14 protein-coding genes are annotated in these 22,088 nt (G+C 64.9%); 8 read left to right on the forward strand and 6 right to left on the reverse strand.

Annotation, left to right across the window (positions count from 1 at the left end):
• Positions 1–115: 115 nt before the first annotated feature.
• From J3489_RS05845 to J3489_RS05855, 3 genes are all read left to right on the forward strand, one after another.
• Positions 116–3,241 carry an efflux RND transporter permease subunit gene (locus tag J3489_RS05845; protein ID WP_206996765.1) on the forward strand — a complete coding sequence of 1,042 codons (3,126 nt, stop codon included), beginning with the start codon at positions 116–118 and terminating at the stop codon, positions 3,239–3,241.
• 124 nt (positions 3,242–3,365) lie between these two features.
• Positions 3,366–6,635 (forward strand): efflux RND transporter permease subunit, encoded by a 3,270-nt coding sequence (locus J3489_RS05850; RefSeq protein WP_206996766.1) that lies wholly within the window; start codon positions 3,366–3,368, stop codon positions 6,633–6,635.
• Positions 6,632–8,119 (forward strand): efflux transporter outer membrane subunit, encoded by a 1,488-nt coding sequence (locus J3489_RS05855; RefSeq protein WP_206996767.1) that lies wholly within the window; start codon positions 6,632–6,634, stop codon positions 8,117–8,119. The genes J3489_RS05850 and J3489_RS05855 overlap by 4 nt, the downstream gene beginning before the upstream one ends.
• Positions 8,120–8,589: 470 nt before the next feature.
• Here J3489_RS05855 and J3489_RS05860 read toward each other — a convergent pair whose 3' ends face one another.
• Positions 8,590–9,111, reverse strand: coding sequence for a glycine zipper family protein (locus tag J3489_RS05860; protein ID WP_206996768.1), 522 nt, complete (start codon positions 9,109–9,111; stop codon positions 8,590–8,592).
• 16 nt (positions 9,112–9,127) lie between these two features.
• On the reverse strand, positions 9,128–9,469 hold the full coding sequence (locus J3489_RS05865) for a hypothetical protein (protein ID WP_206996769.1): 342 nt from the start codon (positions 9,467–9,469) through the stop codon (positions 9,128–9,130).
• Positions 9,470–9,906: 437 nt separating this feature from the next.
• On the opposite strand from J3489_RS05865, the gene J3489_RS05870 reads away from it, so the two are divergent.
• Positions 9,907–10,119 carry a hypothetical protein gene (locus J3489_RS05870; RefSeq protein ID WP_206996770.1) on the forward strand — a complete coding sequence of 71 codons (213 nt, stop codon included), beginning with the start codon at positions 9,907–9,909 and terminating at the stop codon, positions 10,117–10,119.
• A 66-nt stretch (positions 10,120–10,185) separates the two neighbouring features.
• Here the strand turns inward: J3489_RS05870 and J3489_RS05875 are convergent, their stop codons facing one another.
• The 4 genes from J3489_RS05875 to J3489_RS05890 all read right to left on the reverse strand — a co-directional run bounded on the left by J3489_RS05875 (position 10,186) and on the right by J3489_RS05890 (position 19,295).
• On the reverse strand, positions 10,186–13,476 hold the full coding sequence (locus J3489_RS05875; protein WP_206996771.1) for an efflux RND transporter permease subunit: 3,291 nt from the start codon (positions 13,474–13,476) through the stop codon (positions 10,186–10,188).
• A gap of 16 nt (positions 13,477–13,492) precedes the next feature.
• On the reverse strand, positions 13,493–16,660 hold the full coding sequence (locus J3489_RS05880; RefSeq protein ID WP_206996772.1) for an MdtB/MuxB family multidrug efflux RND transporter permease subunit: 3,168 nt from the start codon (positions 16,658–16,660) through the stop codon (positions 13,493–13,495).
• A 27-nt stretch (positions 16,661–16,687) separates the two neighbouring features.
• Entirely contained in the window at positions 16,688–18,007 is a 1,320-nt protein-coding gene (locus J3489_RS05885; RefSeq protein ID WP_206996773.1) for an MdtA/MuxA family multidrug efflux RND transporter periplasmic adaptor subunit, read from the reverse strand.
• Positions 18,008–18,458: 451 nt separating this feature from the next.
• Positions 18,459–19,295, reverse strand: a complete 837-nt coding sequence (locus J3489_RS05890; RefSeq protein ID WP_206996774.1) for an IclR family transcriptional regulator — start codon at positions 19,293–19,295, stop codon at positions 18,459–18,461.
• A 460-nt stretch (positions 19,296–19,755) separates the two neighbouring features.
• Here J3489_RS05890 and J3489_RS37420 point away from each other — a divergent pair, with 460 nt between their 5' ends.
• The 4 genes from J3489_RS37420 to phbB all read left to right on the forward strand — a co-directional run bounded on the left by J3489_RS37420 (position 19,756) and on the right by phbB (position 21,938).
• Complete coding sequence (locus J3489_RS37420) at positions 19,756–19,893, forward strand: hypothetical protein (protein ID WP_374193430.1); 138 nt, start codon at positions 19,756–19,758, stop codon at positions 19,891–19,893.
• Between the two features lie 275 nt (positions 19,894–20,168).
• The gene (locus tag J3489_RS05900; protein WP_206996775.1) at positions 20,169–20,372 is read left to right on the forward strand and encodes a cold-shock protein; all 204 of its coding nucleotides are present in this window, start codon (positions 20,169–20,171) and stop codon (positions 20,370–20,372) included.
• Between the two features lie 300 nt (positions 20,373–20,672).
• Positions 20,673–20,969 (forward strand): helix-turn-helix domain-containing protein, encoded by a 297-nt coding sequence (locus J3489_RS05905; RefSeq protein WP_206996776.1) that lies wholly within the window; start codon positions 20,673–20,675, stop codon positions 20,967–20,969.
• A gap of 228 nt (positions 20,970–21,197) precedes the next feature.
• Positions 21,198–21,938, forward strand: a complete 741-nt coding sequence (gene phbB, locus J3489_RS05910) for an acetoacetyl-CoA reductase (protein WP_206996777.1) — start codon at positions 21,198–21,200, stop codon at positions 21,936–21,938.
• The last annotated feature ends 150 nt before the right edge of the window (positions 21,939–22,088 follow it).

Raw genomic sequence — 22,088 nt, forward strand, 5'->3', positions numbered from 1 at the left:
AGGGGGGCGATGCCGTCCACGGCCGGCTTTGCAAAGCCGGCCGGCTGCGCAGGCGCGGAGCGATGCTCCGCGAATTCCCTGCTACGCCCCTTGGGGCGGCCCAGCGGGAGGCATCATGAACATCTCGCGTCCCTTCATCGAACGGCCGATCGCGACCACGCTCCTGATGGTGGCCGTGCTGCTCGTCGGCTTGCTCGCGTATCACTTGCTGCCGGTGTCGGCGCTGCCCGAAGTCGACTACCCGACGATCCAGGTCTACACGCAGTATCCCGGCGCGAGCCCGGACGTGATCAGCTCGTCGATCACGTCGCCGCTCGAGCGCCAGTTCGGCGAGATGCCGGGCCTGAAGACCCTGCACTCGACGAGTTCGAACGGCGTGTCGGTCGTCACGCTCGAGTTCGATCTGTCGCTCTCGCTCGATGTCGCCGAGCAGGAGGTGCAGGCGGCGATCAATGCGGCGGCGAGCTTTCTGCCCGCGAACCTGCCGTATCCGCCGGTCTACAGCAAGGTCAATCCGGCCGATGCGCCGGTGCTGACGCTCTCGCTCACGTCCGATCTGCTGCCGCTCACGAGGATCGAGGATCTCGCCGATACGCGCCTTGCGCAGAAAATCTCGCAGGTGTCGGGCGTGGGGCTCGTGACGATCGGCGGCGGCCAGCGGCCGTCGGTGCGCATCGAGACCAACGACGGTGCGTTGAACGCGCTCGGCCTCTCGCTCGACGACGTGCGCACGGCGCTCGGCGACGCCAACGTGAACCAGGCGAAGGGCAACCTCGACGGCAACTATCAGGCGTACTCGATCGGCGCGAACGACCAATTGCGCTCCGCGAGCGAGTACCGCGACCTCATCATCGCGTACAAGAACGGCGCGCCGATCGAGCTCGCGCAGATCGCGCGCTCGATCGAGGGCCCGGAAAACCCGCAGCAGGCCGCCTGGACCGGCAAGACGCCGTCGATCCTGCTCTCGATCCAGCGGCAGCCGGGCGCGAACGTGATCGAAGTCGTCGACCGCATCCAGCGCCTCCTGCCGCAATTGCGCGCGTCGCTGCCGGGCACGCTGCACGTGAGCGCGCTGACCGACCGCACGCAGACGATCCGCGCCTCGGTGCGCGACGTGCAGTACGAACTCGCCACGGCCGTCGCGCTCGTCGTGATGGTGATCTTCGTCTTTCTGCGCAATGTGCCCGCCACCGTGATTCCGGCGGTCACGGTGCCGCTTTCGCTGATCGGCACGCTCGCGCTCGCCTATGCGTTCGGTTTCTCGCTGAACAACCTGACGCTGATGTCGCTGACGGTCGCGACCGGCTTCGTCGTCGACGACGCGATCGTGATGATCGAGAACATCGCGCGCCACATCGAGGGCGGCGAGGCGCCGTTTTCAGCGGCGCTCAAGGGGGCGAAGCAGATCGGCTTCACGATCGTGTCGCTGTCGGTTGCGCTGATCGCGGTGATGATTCCGCTGCTTTTCATGGGCGATATCGTCGGACGGCTGTTCCGCGAGTTCGCGATGACGCTTGCCGTGGCGATCGTGATCTCGGCGCTGATTTCGCTCACGCTCACGCCGATGATGTGCTCGCGCATGCTCGAGGAACACGACGAGGGCAAGCGCGCCGACTTCTTCGACCGCGTGAACCGCCGCTATCTGCGTGCGCTCGACTGGGTGCTCGAGCGCCGCACGATGACGCTGCTTTCCGTGCTGCTGACCGCGGCGCTCACGTTCGCCTGCCTGTACGTGATGCCGAAGGGATTCTTTCCCGAGCAGGACACGGGGATCGTCGAAGGGATTTCGCAGGCGGCGCCGACGGTCTCGTTCAAGAAGATGGTCGTCAAGCAACAGCAGCTCGTCGCGCAGATCCTGAAGGACCCGGCGGTGACGAGCCTGTCGTCGTTCGTCGGCATCGATCAGACGAGCCCGACGATCAACCAGGGCACCATCCTCATCAACTTGAAGGACAAGGGCGAGCGCGCGAGCAGCGCGGCCGTGATCCGGCGCCTGTCCGACATCAACGCGGGCAGCGCGGGCATGCATCTGTTCCTGCACCCGGTGCAGGACCTCACGCTCGACGACACGATTTCCACGACCGCGTACCGGCTCGGCCTCGTGGCGGTCGATCCGGGTGTCGTCGATGCCTGGGCCGCGAAGATGGTCGCCGCGATGAAAGCGGACCCCGCGTTCGCCGACGTGCAAAGCCAGGCGCTGCAGCAGGGCAACGAGGTGATGCTGAGCTTCGACCGCTCGAGCGCGTCGCGCCTCGGCATCACGCCGCAGCAGATCGACGACGTGCTCTACGACGCGTTCGGCCAGCGCCAGGTGTCGACGATCTACACCGAGCTGAACCAGTACCACGTGGTGCTGATCGCGGACAAGAAGGAAGACAGCCTCGCGGATTTGTTGAGCGGCCTCTATGTGAATACGCCGAATGCGGGCGTCGCGCCGCTCGCGTCGATGGCGACGATGAAGATCGTGCACGCGCCCGTGACGATCAACCGGCAGGGGCAATTCCCGTACGCGGACCTCTCGTTCAATCTCGCGCCGGGCTACACGCTCGGCACGGCGGTGTCGCATCTGCGCGATATCGAGGCGCGCGTCGCGCTGCCGGCGTCCGTCCAAGTGAATCTGGAGGGCGCGGCGGCGACGTTCGCGGCGTCGCTCGCGAACGAAGCGTTTCTCGTCACCGCCGCGATCATCGTCGTCTACCTGATGCTCGGCATCCTGTACGAGAGCTTCATCCATCCGGTGACGATCCTCTCGACGCTGCCTTCGGCCGCGTTCGGCGCGCTCTTGGCGTTGCTCGTCACCGGCACGCAGTTCGACATCATCGGCCTGATCGGCATCGTGCTCTTGATAGGCATCGTGATGAAGAACGCGATCATGATGATCGACTTCGCGCTCGAGGCAGAGAGGAGCGAGCGGCTCGCCCCGCTCGATGCGATTCGCCGCGCGGCCGAGCTTCGCTTCAGGCCGATCCTGATGACGACGATGGCCTCCATGTTCGGCGCGTTCCCGCTCGCGTTCGGCACCGGCATGGGCTCGGAGCTGCGGCATCCGCTCGGTATCGCGATCATCGGCGGGCTTGTCGTGAGCCAGATGCTGACGCTCTTTTCGACGCCGGTGATCTATCTCGCGATGCATCGCGTCGAGGCCTTCTTCACGCCGGCCTCGAACGGCGCGCAAGTGCCGGGTAACTCGGTACGCGCCGAGCTGGACGGCGGCAGCAAGGACGGCGGAGGCGAATCATGAACCCCCACGCTCACTACCGTTCGCTGTCGACCGGAGTTAGCGCTTTAGCGCTTACTCCGGTCCCATGCAAAGCTCCCCCCGAGGGGGCCGATGCCTCCCTTGGGGCGGCCCGGCGGGAGGCATCATGAACCTCTCCGAGCCCTTCATCCGCCGGCCGATCGCGACGACGCTGATCGCGGTCGCGATCGCGCTGTTCGGCATGCTCGCGTTCAAGCTGCTGCCGGTGGCGCCGTTGCCCGAGATCGACTTCCCGACGATCAACGTGATCGCGAACCTGCCGGGCGCCGATCCGGACACGGTCGCGACCTCGGTCGCGACGCCGCTCGAGCGGCAGTTCGGGCAGATCGCGGGCGTCACGCAGATGACCTCGGTCAGCTCGCAAGGCGCGACGCGCATCACCTTGCAGTTCGACCTGAACCGCAATATCGACGGCGCCGCGCGCGACGTGCAGGCCGCGATCAACGCGGCGCGCACGAACCTGCCGGCGGATCTCGACGGCAACCCCACCTACCGCAAGGCGAACCCGGCCGACGCGCCGATCCTCATCATCAGCCTCACGTCGGATTCGGCGTCGCGCGGGCAGCTGTACGACGCGGCCTCGACGGTGCTCCAGCAAAAGCTCCTGCAAACGCCGGGCGTCGGCGACGTGACGGTGGGCGGCGGCGCGCTGCCGGCGGTGAGAATCGAATTGAACCCCGACCGGCTCAGTCACTACGGCATCAGCCTCGAACAGGTTCGCGCGGCGATTGCGAGCCAGAACGTGAATCTCGCCAAAGGCTGGACGTCGGCGGCCGGCGAGACCTTCAACATCGGTGCGAACGACATGCTCTATCAGCCGGCCGATTACACGTCGCTCGTCGTCAAGCAGAACAACGGCGACCTGGTGCGGATCTCCGATCTCGGCTACGTGCGCGAGGCGGTCGAAAACCTGCGCAACTACGGGCTTTCGGACGGCAAGGTCGCGGTGCTCCTGATCGTCTACAAGCAACCGGGCGCGAACGTGATCGAGACCGTCGACCACGTGAAAGCGGCGCTCCCGTTCCTGCAGGCGTCGATCCTGTCGTCGATCAAGCTGCACATCCTGATGGACCGCACGACGACGATCCGCGCGTCGCTGATCGAAGTGGAGATCACGCTCTTGATCTCGATCGTGCTCGTCACCGCCGTGACGTTCCTGTTCTTCCGCACCTGGCGCGCGACGCTCGTGCCGGCCATCGTCGTGCCGCTGTCGCTGCTCGCCACCTTCAGCGTGATGGTCTTCCTGCACTTCAGCTTGAACAATCTCTCGCTGATGGCGCTGACGATCTCGACAGGCTTCGTCGTCGACGATGCGATCGTCGTCGTCGAGAACATCATGCGGCATCTCGAGCGCGGCGAGCCGCCGATCGAGGCGGCGCTCATGGGCGCGCGCGAAGTCGGCTTCACCGTGCTGTCGATCAGCATCTCGCTCGTCGCCGTCTTCATTCCGCTGCTGTTGATGGGCGGGCTCGTCGGGCGGCTGTTTCGCGAGTTCTCGGTGTCGTTGTCGGTGGCGATTCTCATGTCGATGCTGATTTCGCTGACGGTCACCCCGATGCTCGCGAGCGTCACGCTGCGGGGCAAGCCCCAGCAAGCCGACGAGTTCGAAGTGCGGACCGGGCATCCCGACTCGGTGTTTCACCGCTTCTACGAACGCACGCTCAACTGGGTCATCCACCGGCGCGTGACGATGGGTCTCGTCACGCTCGGTGTGCTCGCGCTGAACGTGTTCCTGTACATCGTGATACCGAAGGGCTTCTTCCCGCAGCAGGACACGGGGCGCCTGATCGGGCTCGTGCAGGCGTCGCAGAGCATTTCGTACCACGCGATGCAGCAGAAATTCCAGCACATGAACGAGCTGGTGCTGCAGAACCCGAACGTGGCGACGGTGGGCGGCTTCGTGGGCGGCACGAATCCCATCAATACCGCGTTCATCTTCGTGTCCTTGAAGCCGCTCGGCGAGCGCAAGGTGAGCGCCGACGAGGTGATCGGGCAGATCCGCCACACGCTGGCCGAGATTCCCGGCGCGCGGCTCTATCTGCAATCGGCGCAGGACATCACGGTGGGCGGCCGCATCAGCGGCGCGCAATACCAGTACACGCTGACCGCCGACGATCAGGGCGACGTCGACAAATGGGTGCCGCAAGTGGTGGCGGCGATGGAGAAAATCCCGCTCGTCGCCGACGTGAACACCGACCAGCAGGACAACAGCATGCAGGTGAGCGTCAACGTGAACCGCGCGACGGCGGCGCGCCTGAACGTGAACTTCGCGTCGATCGACGCGGGGCTCTACGATGCGTTCGGGCAGCGCCAGGTCTCCACGATCTACAAGGCGGCGAATCAGTATCACGTGGTGATGGAACTCGCGCCGGAGTACTGGATGCGGCCTTCTGCGCTGCAAAGCATCTATGTGCCGGCGGGCCCGGCGGCGCCGTCGAACCTCGCGCAAGCGCTGTCGCGCGCGAGCCGGACCGAAGCGGCGAGCATTGCGGCGCCGGGGCCTGCCGCGGCGTCCGCCGCATCGGCGGCGCAGACGAGCGTGGCCGTCGGCTCGCCGGGCTATGGGGTGTCGGCGGCGACGCCGTCGGCCGCCGCGCTTGCGAACGGCAACGCGCTCGTGCCGCTCTCGGCGCTGGCGACGTACTCGATCGGCCGCACCGCGATCTCGATCAACCACCAGGGCACGTTCCCGGCCGTCACGGCGTCGTTCAACCTGCGGCCGGGCGCCTCGATCGGCGACGCGACGCGCGCGGTCGATGCCGCCGTCGCCGAGCTGCGGATGCCGGCCAGCGTCGTCGGCCGCTTCGCGGGCACCGCGCAGGTGTTCCAGGAAGCGGTCGCGAGCGAGCCGCTGCTCGTCGTGGCGGCGCTGCTGTCGGTCTACATCGTGCTCGGCGTGCTCTACGAAAACCTGCGGCACCCGCTGACGATCCTCTCGACGCTGCCTTCGGCCGGCGTCGGCGCGCTGATCGCGCTGCTCGCGACCCACACCGAGCTGTCGATCATCGCGCTCGTCGGCGTGATTCTTCTGATCGGCATCGTCAAGAAGAACGCGATCATGATGATCGACTTCGCGCTCTCCGAGCAGCGCCGCAACCGCGTGAGCGCCGAGGAGGCGATTCTGCGCGCTTGCCTCGTGCGCTTTCGGCCGATCATGATGACGACGATGGCCGCGATGCTCGGCGCGGTGCCGCTCGTCGTGATCTCGGGCTACGGCACCGAGTTTCGCAGGCCGCTGGGGATTTCGATCATCGGCGGCTTGCTGTTCAGCCAGTTGCTGACGTTGTATACGACGCCCGTGATTTACCTGTGGCTCGACCGCGCGCCGGGAAAGCCGCGCGGCAAGCGGGGCGCCGATGGAGGAGCGCGGTCATGAATACGCTGTCGGCGTTGCGCGCGAGCGCGGCGCGTCTTGCGCTCGCGGGTCTCGCAGGGTGCATGGCCGGGCCCGACTACCACCGCCCGCCGGTCGAACTGCCGACGCACTTCAAGGAGGGCGCCGACTGGCAGCGCGCGGACGCGAATCCGCAAGGCGCGCTGTCGAGCCGCTGGTGGGAAGCGTTCGGCGACGCGCAGTTGAACGACCTGGTCGACCGCTCGCTCAAGGCCAATCAGTCGATCATCGCCGCCGAGGCCGCGTACCGGCTCGCGCAGGCCGAGGTGGCGGCGAGCACCGCGAGTCTTTTTCCGGTGGTGACGGCGAACGCGGCGGCCTCGCGCAGCCTCATCAATTCGGCGAGCGTGAGCCGCACATCGTCGACGAGCGGCGCGTCGGCACCGAGCGCCTTGCGCAACTCAGTCACCGCCACGGCGACGGTCAGTTGGGAGCCCGACCTGTGGGGCCAGATTCGCCGCGAGATCGAATCGAGCAAAGAGAACGCGCAGGCCACCGACGCGCAACTGGCGGGCGAGCGCTTGTCGATCGCGGCGAGCGTCGCGGCAGACTATCTGCTGTTGCGCCAGCTCGATCTCGATATCGCGTCGCTGGAGGCGCAGCAGCGTATCGACCAGCGGCTGCTCGACATGACGCACGCGGCGTATGCGCAAGGCACGGCGTCGAACGACAGCTTGCTCGTCGCCGAAGACACGCTCGAAGCGGTGATCGCCGCACTGCAGACCTCGAAGATTTCGCGCGAGCAGGACGAGCACGCGCTCGCGGTGCTCGTCGGCGTGCCGCCGGCGAACTTCAGCGTCGCGCCGGCGCCGCACTATGCGTTCGCGCAGCCGCCCGTGCCGCTCGCCTTGCCGTCGACGCTGCTCGAGCGGCGTCCCGACATCGTCGCGGCCGAGCGTGAGGCCGCCGCGGCGAACGCGAAGATCGGGGTCGCGAAGGCGGCGTTTTTTCCGGCGCTCACGCTGTCGGCCGAAGGCGGCTTTGCGAGCAGCAGGCTCGCGCATCTGTTCTCGCTGCCGAACCGGATCTGGACGCTCGGCCCCGCGCTTGCCGAAACGATCTTCGACGCGGGCGCGCGCACGGCCGCCGTGCAAGAAGCCGAGGCGACCTACGACGGCGCGGTCGCGACGTATCGCGGCACGGTGCTGTCCGCGTTTCAAAGCGTCGAAGACAGCCTCTCGTCGGTCAATCACCTGAACGAGGAGGCGCGCGCGTTCGAGAGCGTCTACCGGCGCAACGTGCAGCTTTATGCGAGCGTGGGCGCGCAATTGAAGGCGGGCACCGCGAGCGAGCAGAGCTTGCTCACGCAGCAGTTGACGCTGCTCACCGCCGAACAAGGCGCGCGCGACGCCAAGGCGCAGGCCGCGCAGAGCACCGTCACGCTGATCAAGAATCTAGGCGGCGGATGGGAAGAAGCGGATAGGGAGCGGGACGTGCGCGATAACGGCACAGGTGGACCCTATTGAGGTTGACTCACTCCACGACAACCGATTCTCTGCTGATCGGATTGCTCCTACGTTTGCGGCAAGTTGCGGGTCCCGCGCCGGGGTCCGAGGCTGGAAATCGAACCGCAAACCGTCGAACTCGAACGCCGCAGACGGAAACGCGAGCCCCCGGCCGTGGATTTCGAATGTTTGAAGGCGGGACGCGAGCCCCAAACCGACGCATTCGACTGTTGGAGGGCCGAAATCGGAGCCTCAGACCGGCGACTTCGACTCTTCGAGGGCGGAACGCGAGCCTCAGACCGAGGACTTCGGATGTTTGAGGGCGGAACGTGGGCCTCAGACCGTGGAGTTGTCCACGCTTTGAGGGCGGAACGCGAGCCTCAGACCTCGGAGTTCGAATGTTTGAGAGTGGAACGCGAGCCTCGGACTTCGGAGTTCGACTGTTTGAGCGTGACGCTCGCGCTTCACACCGCGGAATTCCGCTCAATCGATCAATATCCCGGCGGCGGAGGAGGGATATACGCACCCGGCGGCGGAGGCGGCGGCGCGTAGTAATACGCGCCCGGAGGCGGCGCATTGCTCATCACGCGGCCGGACACCGGCACCTTGTCGCCCGACGCGTACATGCACTGGATGTACGCGTGATCGTAACGGCGCTGCGCGCCGTAGCCCGACGCCTGGGCGTTGCCCGCGCCGACCACGCTGCCCGCCAGCAGGCCGACGCCCGCACCGACGGCAGCACCCTGCCCGCCGTTGAACGCCGCGCCCGCGGCTGCGCCGAGCGCCGTGCCGACGACGGCGCTGCCGAGCGCCGCGTTCGTCGCCGCTTGATTCGCGGTGACGCCGCCTACTTGCTGATTAGCGAAGTTCCGGCACGAGGCGTCGTCGGCGCGGAACTGGTCGAAAGACTTGCCGGTGCCCGGGAGCGCCATCACGGTCGGTCCGGTGGGCATCACGGTGCAGGCGCTCAGCCCGGCAAGAGCGGCGAGCGCGAGCCATTGTGCGTGTGTCATGGTGAAGCTCTTCATTTCATTGATTCGGCGCCGGCGGATTCGCCGGCACGGCGCGCCAGCCGCCCGCGCATTGCTTGATGTACGGGTAGTAGGCCTGCGCGGCGTCGCAGTAGAACCAGGTGCCGGCTTGCTGCGGGTCGGCATCGGCCGCCGCCTGACCCTGCTCGACATAGACCGGCGGATCGGCGGGGACGGCTACGACCGGCGCGGGGTAGTAATACGGGACCGGAGCGACCGGGTAGTAGGGATAGGCCGGCACGCCGATGCCGACCCCGACGAATACGCGCGCTTGCGCGGTACCGCAGACCCCGATCGCAGCCAGCGCGCAGACAGCGACGGAAGTTTTCAGCCACTTCACGATCGACTCCTGATTCAAATAGTTTGTGTAAATGCGTTTTGAGTACGCGATTGAAGGCTAGGGCATCCGCGTTCTCAATACAATCACACGAGGTCTCACAGTTGTTTCAGTTGCTTACACGTGAAACGAATCATCAAAAATGAGCGGGACGTAGACCCTTTTCCGATGACGCGGCGAGAAAAATGAAGCGCCGGAAATTGGTAGTCCGATTCAAATGACAGGCGGCAAAACGGCAATAAAAGGGGCGGACGACTTTGGGTCGCGCACTTTATACGAATCGTAACAACGCGGCTGCGCAGCCCCTTGAACACAGGTTGCGCCGTCCGGCCCTAGTAACGAAGTAACGACTTGAAACAAGACTGTAGCGGTTTTGCCTTCTCGGGCGGTTAGGATGGTTCGGACGACCTGAATGCAACTCAAGTCGAATGGAGAAGCGGATGCTCAGTCCTCACGAAATATCCACGCTGCTGCTGGTGCAGCGTGCCCCGTATCAAGTGGAAGTCCAGCGGCTCGATTTTGTGATGCTGGAGAAAAAGGCGCTCGTCGAGATCGAACGGCGCGCAAGCGGTGCGAAGATCGCCAGATTGACGCCGCGCGGATCGGCATTGCTGCGCAAGCTCGACGGGTTTGCCGAGGATGACGAAGTCTGATGCGGCGAACCCGCCGCGTATGAGACGAAGGCCGCCGCCCGAAGCGGGGCGGCAGCCTCCAAGCCCTTAGGCTTGTCCCCCAGGCGCAAGACGACGCGCCTTGCGGTTTTCCCACCGCACCCGAATGCGGTCCATGTACAAATACACGACGGGCGTCGTATAGAGCGTCAGCAACTGGCTGACGATCAGCCCGCCGACGATCGAGATCCCCAGCGGCGCCCTCAGCTCGGCGCCTTCGCCGTTGCCGAACGCGAGCGGCAGCGCGCCGAGAAGGGCCGCCATGGTCGTCATCATGATCGGCCGGAAGCGCAAGAGACACGCCTGGCGAATCGCGTCGAACGACGACATCCCTTGCCGCGACGCCTCGATCGCGAAGTCGACCATCATGATCGCGTTCTTCTTCACGATCCCGATCAAGAGAATCACGCCGATCAGCGAAATGAGGCTGAACTCGGTCTTGAAGAGCAGCAGCGCGAGCAGCGCGCCGACGCCCGCCGACGGCAGCGTCGACAGGATCGTGATCGGATGGATGTAGCTCTCGTAGAGCATCCCGAGCACGATGTAGACGGCCGCGAGTGCCGCAAGAATCAAGAGCGGCTGATCCGACATCGACTGCTGGAACGCTTGCGCGGTGCCGGAGAAGCTGCCGTGGATCGTCTCCGGCATGCCGATTTCGACCATCGTCTCGTAGATCGCGTTGGTGGCGTCCGAGAGCGACTTGCCGGGCGGCAGGTTGAACGAGATCGTCGAGGCGACGAACTGCCCCTGGTGGTTCACCGACAGCGGCGCATTGCCGGGACCGAACGACGCGATTGCCGAGAGCGGAATCATCGCCTCCTTCGAAGTCGACACCGACGCCCCCGTCGATGCGCTCGACTTGCCGCTTGCCGCAATCGCGTTGTTCGCGAGATTGCGGGCGGAATCGGCCGCCACGCTCGCCGCGCTCGACGACGAGGTGCCGGACGTGCTGCGCGTCGCCGGCGCGGTGACGGTGCCGGCCACCGCGTTGGTCGTCTGCGCGCCGCTCGGCGTGCCGCCCGCCGTGCTGATGTAGATCTGGTTCAGCATGTCGGGGCTCTGCCAGTAGCGCGGCGCGACCTCCATCACCACGTGATACTGGTTCAGCGGGTTGTAGATCGTCGATACCTGGCGTTGGCCGAACGCGTCATAGAGCGTGTTGTCGATCTGCGACGGCGTGATGCCGAGGCGCGAGGCCGTCGCGCGGTTGAAGGTCACCATCGATTCGAGGCCGCCTTGCTGCTGGTCGGAGTTCACGTCGGCGAGTTCGGGGCGCAGCTTGAGGGCATCGGTGAGCTTCGGCCCCCACTTGTAGAGATCGGGCGTCGAATCGGCGAGCAGCGTGAACTGGTATTGCGCATTCGATTGCCGGCCGCCCACGCGAATATCCTGCACGGCCTGCAGGAACGTCTGCGCGCCGGCGACGTGCGAGAGCGGCCCGCGCAGCTCGGCGATCACCTTGTCCGCGGATTTCTTGCGCTCGCTCTTGGGCTTGAGCGACACGAACATGAAGCCCGAGTTGGTCTGCCGTCCGCCGGTGAAGCCGACGACGCTGTCCACCGCCGGGTTGCTCTGCACGATGTGCATCATCTCCGAGAACTTGACCTTCATCGACTGGAACGAGGTGGACTGGTCGGCCATGATGCCGCCCACGAGGCGCCCCGTGTCCTGCTGCGGGAAGAAGCCCTTCGGGATGACGATATAGAGGAACACGTTCAGCGCGACGGTCGCGAGCAGGATCGTCACGATGAGAAGCGGCCGGGCCAGCGCCCAGGTGAGCGTGCGCTCGTAGCCGCCCTGCATCTTCATGAAGCCGCTTTCGAGCCAGCGCGCGAAGCGGCCTTCCTCGCCCTTGTCATGCGCCTCGCGCAAGAGGCGCGAGCACATCATCGGCGTCACGGTCAGCGAGACGAGCAGCGACACGCCGATCGCGAGCGACAGCGTCAGCGCGAACTCGCGAAAGAGCCGCCCGACGATGCCGCCCATCAGCAGGATCGGCAGGAACACCGCGACGAGCGAGATGCTGATCGACATCACCGTGAAGCCCACTTCGCGCGCGCCGAGGTAGGCCGCCCGCATGCGCGGCACGCCGGCCTCGACGTGCCGCGCGATGTTTTCCAGCACGACGATCGCGTCGTCGACGACGAAGCCGGTCGCGACGATGAGCGCCATCAGCGACAGGTTGTCGATCGAGAACCCCATCAGGTACATCGCGGCGAACGTGCCGATGATCGAGATCGGCACCGCGACGCTCGGAATCAAGGCCGCGCGCCAGTTGCGCAGGAACAGGAAGACGACCATCACGACGAGCCCGACCGCGATCAGGAGCGTGTGCTCGGTGTCTTTCAGCGAGGCGCGGATCGTGATCGAGCGGTCGGAGGTGGGGGTCACGTCGACGGCGGCCGGCAGCGACGCCTTCAACTGCGGAATCATCGCCTTCACGCGGTCGACGGTTTCGATGATGTTCGCGCCCGGCTGCCGGTACAGGATCACGAGCACCGAGCGCTTGCCGTTCATCAGGCCGAGGTTGCGCAGGTCTTCGACCGAATCGACCACTTCGGCGACATCCGACAGCTTCACCGCCGCGCCGTTGCGGTAGGCGATCACGAGGTCCTTGTACTGCTGGGCCTTGCTCGCCTGATCGTTGGTGTAGAGCTGGATGTGGTCCGGGCCGAACTCGATCGCGCCCTTCGGGCTGTTCGCGTTCGCCGACGCGAGCGCCGCGCGCACGTCCTCCAGCCCGATGCCGTAGTGAAAGAGCGCCTGCGGTTCGAGCTCGACGCGCACGGCCGGGTTCGCCGACCCGCTCACGTCGACTTCGCCGACCCCGTCGACTTGCGAGAGCGCCTGCTGCAGGACGGTGGCCGCCGAGTCGTACAGCTGGCCGGCCGTCATCGTCGGCGAGGTGAGCGCGAGAATCAGGATCGGCGCGTCGGCGGGGTTGACCTTGTGGTAGGTCGGGTTGCTTTTCAGGCTCGCGGGCAAGTCGGCGCGGGCCGCGTTGATCGCGGCCTGGACGTCGCGCGCGGCGCCGTCGATGTCGCGGTTCAGGCCGAACTGCAGCGTGATGCGCGTCTGGCCGACCGAGCTTTGCGACGTCATCTCGGCGACGTCCGCGATCGTGCCGAGATGCCGCTCGAGCGGGCTCGCGACGCTGGTCGCGACCGTCTCCGGGCTCGCGCCGGGCAACTGGGCCTGCACCGAGATGGTCGGGAAGTCGACTTGCGGCAAGGGCGCCACCGGCAGCTTCACGAAGGCGAAGACGCCGGCGAGCGCGACGCCGACCGCCAGGAGCGTCGTGGCGACGGGGCGGGCGATGAAGGGGCGGGACAGGTTCATCGTTGACTCATCTTCATCATGTCCGCGCATCGGCCGCAGGCTTGGCGCCGCCCTGAAAGCGTCCGCGCAGCCGCCGCGCGAGTGCATCGAAGCCGAGATAGATCACCGGCGTCGTGAAGAGCGTCAGCAACTGGCTCACGACGAGGCCGCCCGCAATCGCGATGCCGAGCGGACGCCGCAGCTCCGAGCCCGCGCCGCTGCCGAGCATCAGCGGCAGCGCGCCGAGGAGCGCCGCCATCGTCGTCATCAGAATCGGCCGGAAACGCAAGAGACACGCTTGGTAGATCGCCTCGCGCGGCGGCTTGCCTTGCACGCGCTCCGCCTCGAGCGCGAAGTCGATCATCATGATCGCGTTCTTCTTCACGATGCCGATCAAGAGCACGATGCCGATGATCCCGATGATGTCGAGGTCGTGGCCGGAGACGATCAGCGCGAGCAGCGCGCCGACCCCGGCTGACGGCAGCGTCGAGAGGATCGTGATCGGATGGATGAAGCTCTCGTACAGCACGCCGAGCACGATGTACATCGTGACGATCGCCGCGAGGATCAGGAACAGCTCGTTCGCGAGCGACGCCTGGAACGCGAGCGCGGCGCCCTGGAAGCGGGTCTGGAACGAGGCGGGCAAGCCGATGTCCTTCTCGGCCTGACCGATCGCCTTGACCGCCGCGCCGAGCGACGCGCCGGGCGCAAGGTTGAACGACACGGTCGTGGCCGGAAACTGGCCGAGGTGCGTGACGAGGAGCGGCGCCGGGCGCTCGATGAACTTCGCGATCGAGGACAGCGGCACCTGTCCGCCGGAGGCCGTCGAAGACGGCAGATAGATCGACTTCAACGAATCGATGTAGTGCTGCTGCGTGGGCTCGGCCTCGAGAATCACGCGGTACTGATTCGACTGCGTGAAGATCGTGGAGACGATGCGCTGGCCGAACGCGTCGTACAGCGCGTTGTCGACGGTCGCGGGCGTGATGCCGAAGCGCGCGGCGGTCGCGCGGTCGATTTCCACGTAGACCGACTGGCCGTTTTCCTGCAAGTCCGTGGCGACGTCGGCGAGTTCCGGCGCTTCTTTCAAGCGCTCGACGAGCTTCGGCACCCAGCTCGAGAATTCGTCCGGGTTCGGGTCGGTCAGCATGAACTGGTACTGCGTCGGGCTCACCGTGGAGTCGATCGTCAGGTCCTGCACCGGCTGCATGTAGAGCGACGCGCCGGGCACGTGCGCGACATCGGCCTGGATATCGCGGATGATCTCGCTCGCGGTCTTGCCGCGGTCGTCGCGCGGCTTCAGGTTGATCAGCATGCGGCCGCTGTTGAGCGTGATGTTGCTGCCGTCCACGCCGATGAACGACGTCAGGCTCTCGACGTCCGGGTTCTTGAGGATCGCCTCGGCCAGCGCCTGCTGCCGCTCGGCCATCGACGCATACGACACGGACTGCGGCGCCTGCGTGATCGCCTGGATCACACCCGTATCCTGCACGGGGAAGAAGCCCTTCGGAATCGCGACGTAAAGCACGCCGGTCAGGACGAGCGTGAGGATCGCGACGAACAGCGTCGAACGACGGCGATCGAGCACCCACGTGAGCGCGACCGCGTAGCGCGCGATCACGTAATCGATGAACGCGTGCGCCTTCGCTTCGAAGCGGCGGCTTTCCTTCGGCGGCGTGTGGCGCAGGAGCTTCGCGCACATCATCGGCACGAGCGTGAGCGACACGACCGCCGAAATCACGATCGTCACGGCGAGCGTGATCGCGAACTCGTGGAACAGGCGCCCGACCACGTCGCCCATGAAGAGCAGCGGAATCAGCACCGCGATCAGCGAAACCGTCAGCGAGATGATCGTGAAGCCGATCTGCCTCGAGCCCTTTAGCGCCGCATCGAGCGGCGTGTCGCCTGCTTCGACGTAGCGCGCGATGTTCTCGATCATCACGATCGCGTCGTCGACGACGAAGCCGGTCGCGATCGTGAGCGCCATCAGCGAGAGGTTGTCGAGCGAGAAACCGAACAGGTACATCACGGCGAGCGTGCCGATCAGCGACAGCGGCACCGACAAGCTCGGGATGATCGTCGCGTAGAGGTTCGCGAGGAACAGGTACATCACGAGCACGACGAGCACGACCGACATCGCGAGCTCGAACTGCACATCGCGCACGGATGCGCGGATCGTCGTCGTGCGGTCGGTGATGACCGAGACGTCGATCGACGCCGGCAGCGACGCCTGCAGTTGCGGCAACAGCGCCTTGATGCCGTCGACGACCTGGATCACGTTCGCGCCCGGCTGGCGCTGCACGTTGACGATGATCGCGGGCTTGACGGAGGGCGCGGCCCCCGACGCACCGGCGCCCGCCGAATCCGCGCTTTGCGTGCCGACCCACGCGCCGAGCTTCGTGTTCTCCGAGCCGTCGATGATCTTCGCGACGTCGGTGAGCATCACCGGCCGGCCGTTCTTGTAGGCGATGACGGCGCTTTGGTACGCGTCGGCGTCGGTCAGCTGGTCGTTCGCGTTGATCGTGTAGTTGCGCGTCGGCCCGTCGAAATTGCCCTTCGGCGTGTTGACGTTCAGGTTCGAGATCGTCGTGCGCAGGTCGTCGAGATTGAGGCCGTACGACGCGAGCGCGAGCGGGTTCGCCTGAATCCGCACCGCGGGCCGCTTGCCGCCGCTGACGCTCACGAGACCCACGCCCGCCACCTGCGAGATCTTTTGCGCGAGACGCGTGTCGGCCAAGTCCTGCACCTGGGTGAGCGGCATCGTGTCCGACGTGATGGCGAGCGTGAGGATCGGCGCATCGGCCGGATTCACTTTCGCGTAGATCGGCGGCGCGGGCAGGTCGGAGGGCAGCAGGTTGCCGGCCGCGTTGATCGCGGCCTGCACTTCCTGCTCGGCGATGTCGAGCGGCAGATCGAGGCTGAACTGCAGCGTGATCACCGACGAGCCCGCCGAGCTTTGCGACGACATCTGGTTGAGCGAGGGCATCTGCCCGAACTGCCGCTCCAGCGGCGCGGTGACCGACGAGGTCATCACGTCGGGGCTCGCGCCGGGGTAGAACGTTTGGACCTGGATCGTCGGATAGTCGACCTCCGGCAGCGCGGAGATCGGCAAGAAACGCAGGGCGACGAGCCCGACCAGCAGGATGGCCGCCATCAGAAGGGCGGTGCCGACCGGGCGCAGGATAAAAGCTCGGGATGGATTCATGCGGTATCAGCCAGTGTCAGCCTGTGTCTACGTTGAAGCGGTGCGTGATCGGCTGTCGCCGCTCGAGGCCGCGGACGCGCCTTGCGCACGCTCGGCCGGGATCGTGATCTTCGCGCCTTCCTTCAGGCGGTCCGAGCCGTCGGTGACGACGCGTTCGCCCACTTCCAGCCCGGACGCGACGCTCGTGCGCTCGCCGTCGACCGGCCCGGTCTTGATCTGCCGCACAGTCACGGTATGGTCCGGCTTGACGACGTAGACGAACGGCCCCTTCGCGCCGTTGAGCACCGCCGAGGTCGGCACGATCACCGCGCCGTGAATCGTATTCACGAGCAGGCGCGCGTTGACGAACTGATTCGGGAACAGCATCAGTTCCTTGTTATCGAACATCGCGCGCAGCTTGACGGTGCCCGTCGTCGTATCGATCTGGTTGTCGAACGTATCGAGGCGGCCGGTTTCGAGCGGCGTCGTGTTGTTGCGGTCGTAGGCGGTGGTCGAGAGCTTCGCGCCGCTCTTCGTCTCTTTGACGATCGGCGGCAGGTTGTCTTCCGAAGTCGTGAAAATCACGCTGATCGGCTGCAGCTGCGTGATGACGACGATGCCGTTGGCGTCGCTTGGCGTCACGTAGTTGCCGGCGTCGACCTGGCGCAGGCCGACGCGGCCCGACACCGGCGCCGTGATGCGCGCGTAGGTGAGGTCGAGCTTGTAGGTATCGATGTTCGCCTGGTCGGACTTGACCTGGCCTTCGTACTGCTTGACCAGCGACGCTTGCGTGTCGACTTGCTGGCTCGCGATCGAGTCCTGCGCGAGCAGCGTCTGGTAGCGCTTCAAATCGATGCGCGCCGTCTGCAGGAGCGCCTGGTCCTTGAGGAGCGCGCCTTGCGCGTTGTCGAGCGAGATCTGGTACGGGCGCGGGTCGATTTGCGCGAGCACGTCGCCCTTCTTGACCATCTGGCCTTCCTGGAACTCGACCGACTGGAGCGTACCCGAGAGCTGCGTCTTGACGGTGACGGTGGCAAGCGGCGTGACCGTGCCGAGCGCATTGAGGACGATCGGCATGTCGCCTTGCGTGGCGGCCGCCACCTGCACCGGCTGCACCGGGTTCGCGAACCCGCCGCGGCCGCCGCGGCCGGCCTGCGGCGCACCCGTGGCGCCGGGACCCTGCGGGCTCGTGCGGCTCCACGGATGCCACCAGGCGATCACGCCCGCCGCGATCAGCACGGCGGCGACGAGCGTGCCGAGCCTGCGGCGCGGCTGCCGCCCGCGGGCGACCGCGGGATCGGCACCGGGCGTGGCCTTCACGGGCGAGAGGGGGCGTTGCGATTCAGTGACGTTTTCTTGTTCGGCCATCGTTTCGATGAGTAGCGTGCGTGGAATGGTGGAAACTCGCGCGATGCGGCCGCGCTCGTCGCCGGAAGCGCTCGCGCGGCGCGCGCAGCAGACACACTGGCTGACTGAATTCGCGATGCGATGCGAAGAACCTGAACAGACGCGGATCGCGGGGCGTTCGCCCGCTGTGCGATGGTCCTGGCGGCGTGCCGGGCGCGCGGTGCGCTTAGGGCGTTTCGACGAAGCAAAGAGCGGCGGCGCGCGGCGCCGGTCCATGGCGTGTGCTGCCGCCGCGCGGAAAGCATGATCCTACGATGGGGCCTCCGGTCCAGTCCAGCGGCGTATTTTTCAAGGAGTTACGGGCGTTACAGAGTGCATCGGCGCGGCGCCGGAAGTGGACCGGGCGTCTACCCGGCAAGGCGTCCAAGCCGGCTCAGCGCTTAAACGCGAGTTTCAGGCGCACCTCGGATCCTCAGACGTCGAGCCGGTAGCCCGGCGAGCCGCCGATCTCGCGCATGATCTTCCCGATGCACTCGATGAGCGCGGGCGCGGCGTGCTCGATCAGCCATTCGCGCGGACACATGTGCGCGGCGCCGCCGCAGCTCACCGCGTAGCGCGTGCCGGACGGCCCGACGAAGCCGGCCGCGATCGCGTTCAGCCCTTCGTACCATTCGCTCGTGGCGATCGCAAAACCGTTCGCGCGGGTTTCGGCCAGGGCCTTCGTGAGGCGCCCGTGCGTGTGCGGCCAATCATCGCCCGAAGCCACTTGCAGGCCCATCAGCAAGGTCTCGAGCTCGGCCGGCGCGAGCGCCGCCATGTAGGCGCGGCCGACGGCGGTGCGGGTGAGGTCCATCCGCGAGCCGACTTCGAGGCGCGAGACCAGGATCGCCGAGCGCGGCCGGATCGCGTCGATCACGACCATCTCGAGCCGGTCGCGCACCGCGAGATGCACGGACAGCGACGTCCGCTCGGCCAGTTCGATCAGGAACGGCCGCGAGCGCGAGCGGATGTCGAAGTTGCGCAGAAACCCGTTCGAAAGCTCGAGCACCGACGCGGTCAGCACGAAGCGCTCGCTGTCCGGCAACTGGAATAGAAAGCCCGCATTGACGAGCGTCGCCGTGATGCGCGACACGGTGGGCTTGGGAATGCCGGTGAGTTCGGTCAGCTCGCGGTTGCTGACCGGCGCGTCGGCTGCGGCAATGCGGCGCAGCACGGTGAGGCCGCGCGCCAATGCAGTGACTTCGTCGCCTGAGCCTTCTTTTTCGCGGGGCTCGTTCGCTGCGCCCGCTTTGCGTGGGAGTGTGGACATGGTCGTCATGCGCTGATTTTTCTGAAACTTTATTTCATTTTTAGGATTAGTTTGCATCCCGCGGCAAGTCTTATTGCGTTTGGTGCCGTTCCGTACAGGTTCGGACACGTTTCAGTTTCCTATTATGAAATCCTCGGGCACCGTGTAGTGCAGGCTGAACAAATCAGCCGAGAATTTTCTTGACTTAGTCAGCATAACCATAAAAAATGGAACCCGATTTTGATTTGAGGTCTCAGCAGACGCACGCGCGGCGTGTCCCCGAGCTGCTTTTCAAGGCCTTCCTCGCCATCGGCGAATTTCGAATCCCGTCTCTCAGGTTCTAGCACGGCCCTCGGAATGGCTAGAACTTTTTGATGGCGCCACGGTTTCGTGGCGCCATTTTTTTCGCGCTGGCGCGGTACAACAAAGTCTCGAACTGTCCGACGGCCGGGAAGTTCGTTTGCCGTTGCGTTTGTTTCCTGTGCTCGAAGCGGCCACTGCCGCCGAACGCGAACACTTCGCGATATCTATCGACCAACAACAGTTGCTCTGGCCTGAGCTTAGCGAGGAGATGAGCGTCGCAGCCCTGATGCGCACGGTACCGGCGTCCCGGCACTAGCCGCATGTTGCCGCCGGGGGGGCGTCGTATCCGGTAATAAAGACTCGGGAAGTTCGTGATTCGGTCAGTTTTGCTTATCATTTAGCGCAAGCGAAATGTCTCGCTTATCTGCGGTGATACGCGAAGAAGACGAAGTATGACAGCGATATGTGGTGTCACATGGCGTAAACTCCCATGTTTTGCAGCCGTCTTTCCGTGTTAAAAAACATCCTCTCGCATTCGTCGCCGTTTCGGCGACGTGTAGTCAATGGAACGATTGTTTTAAAACGCAGAACATGGCAACAGGTAAAGTAAAGTGGTTTAACGATGCAAAGGGTTTTGGGTTCATTACGCCGGACGACGGCGGCGAGGACCTCTTTGCGCACTTCTCCGAAATTCAGGCAAACGGCTTCAAGTCCTTGCAGGAAAACCAACGGGTGACCTTCGACGTCAAGCAGGGACCGAAGGGTAAGCAAGCAGCCAATATCCAGCCGCAGTAATCCATCGCCAGTCATCGCTCTTGTTCAAAGACAAATGGCTTTTCACGAGCCATTTGATAGGCTCGCCGTCGGGTCGAGGCCTATTCGTGCGTAATCACATTACGCCTAGCGGAGCTGCGAACCGCCCGCCATCGTGCATGACTTGGCGACTGGCTACGTTTTAGCGATAGCGACGTGTGCTCCGTTGCTGTAAATCCGCATGTCGGGACTTGAAATTGCCAAAATGGCTGGCTAGCGTTAGCAGGTGCGCCCGTAAGACGGCGGCAACTACAAAAGCATTTCTGAGAGATATCAAACACCATGAATCGACGCGCTCAAACCATCGAGCACCTCGAGCGTAGCGGCAAGGACAGTGGCCTGAGGCGCGCGCTTGCTGCTCGGCTTGACACTGCCTTGAAACGGGCCGGTGTCAGCTCGGCTCGGGCCGCCAAATGGCTCAATGTGAGCGAGAGCGATGTGCAATTTTGGCGCCAGGGAATCACGGTTCCGCCGCTCAATGTTTTCACGCGGATTGCTGCTTTTCTCAATCTTGACGTCTACTGGCTTTGCACGGGTCAGACACCGGGCGCGCCGGCTGCCTTCGACGGAGCTGCATGAACGGGCCGAGTTCGGTGACTTCTAGTCCTATGCTGGAATACGCCGGCTGGTCGACGCGACACGCTTGAACTGACGGCCCTTGTAGTAGTCTGACGGACGAGCATGAAGCTGTACCACGAACCAAAGGTTGAAAGGTAGTACTGCTACGGAATGGTGCGAATAACGTGACGTCACCATGGAAATGGCACGAAAATCTTGGACGCAAACCCTAACCGAGGAGTAAGAGACATGACGAAGCGGATTGCATACGTGACCGGAGGGATGGGCGGAATCGGAACAGCGATATGTCAGCGTCTGCACCAGGATGGACTCACGGTGGTGGCGGCCTGCGGAGCCAATTCCCCGCGACGGGAACGCTGGCTGGCTGAGCAAGCCGAACTGGGTTTCTCCTTTATCGCATCGGAAGGCAACGTCGCGGACTGGGACTCGACTGAGGCGGCCGTCGCGAAGGTGAAGAAGGAAGTCGGTGACATCGACGTGCTCGTGAACAATGCAGGCATCACGCGAGACGGCGTGTTTCGCAAGATGTCACGGGAGAATTGGAACGACGTCATTGCCACGAACCTCACCAGCCTGTTCAACGTGACCAAACAGGTCATCGAGGGGATGGTCAGCAGGGAGTGGGGCCGAATTATCAACATCTCGTCCGTGAACGGACAAAAAGGGCAATTTGGCCAGACCAACTACTCGACAGCGAAGGCGGGTATTCACGGCTTTACGATGTCGCTTGCCCAGGAGGTCGCGACTAAGGGCATCACCGTGAATACGGTTTCCCCCGGATATATCGGGACCGATATGGTTCGCGCAGTGCGTCCGGAAATATTGGATGCCATCGTGCAGAGCATTCCGGTTCGCCGTCTCGGAGAGGCCTCTGAGATAGCGTCGATTGTCTCTTGGCTGGCTACCGACGATGCGGCTTTCGCGACGGGAGCTGACTTCTCTTTGAATGGCGGCCTGTACATGTGTTAGCCATCGCCGGCGCCTGAACAGCGGCGCCGAGACGGTGAACTGGCTTTGGCCGAAAACCCTGCCGGCCCGCGAATCTTCCCGCGAGGACGCGAGCATACGGTTCGCGAAAGAATCGAACGTCATGAAATGCTGCGCGAGCGTCGGGGCGCC

Origin of the sequence: Trinickia mobilis (assembly GCF_017315705.1) — a bacterium.
GTDB classification, from domain to species: Bacteria; Pseudomonadota; Gammaproteobacteria; order Burkholderiales; family Burkholderiaceae; genus Trinickia_A; species Trinickia_A mobilis.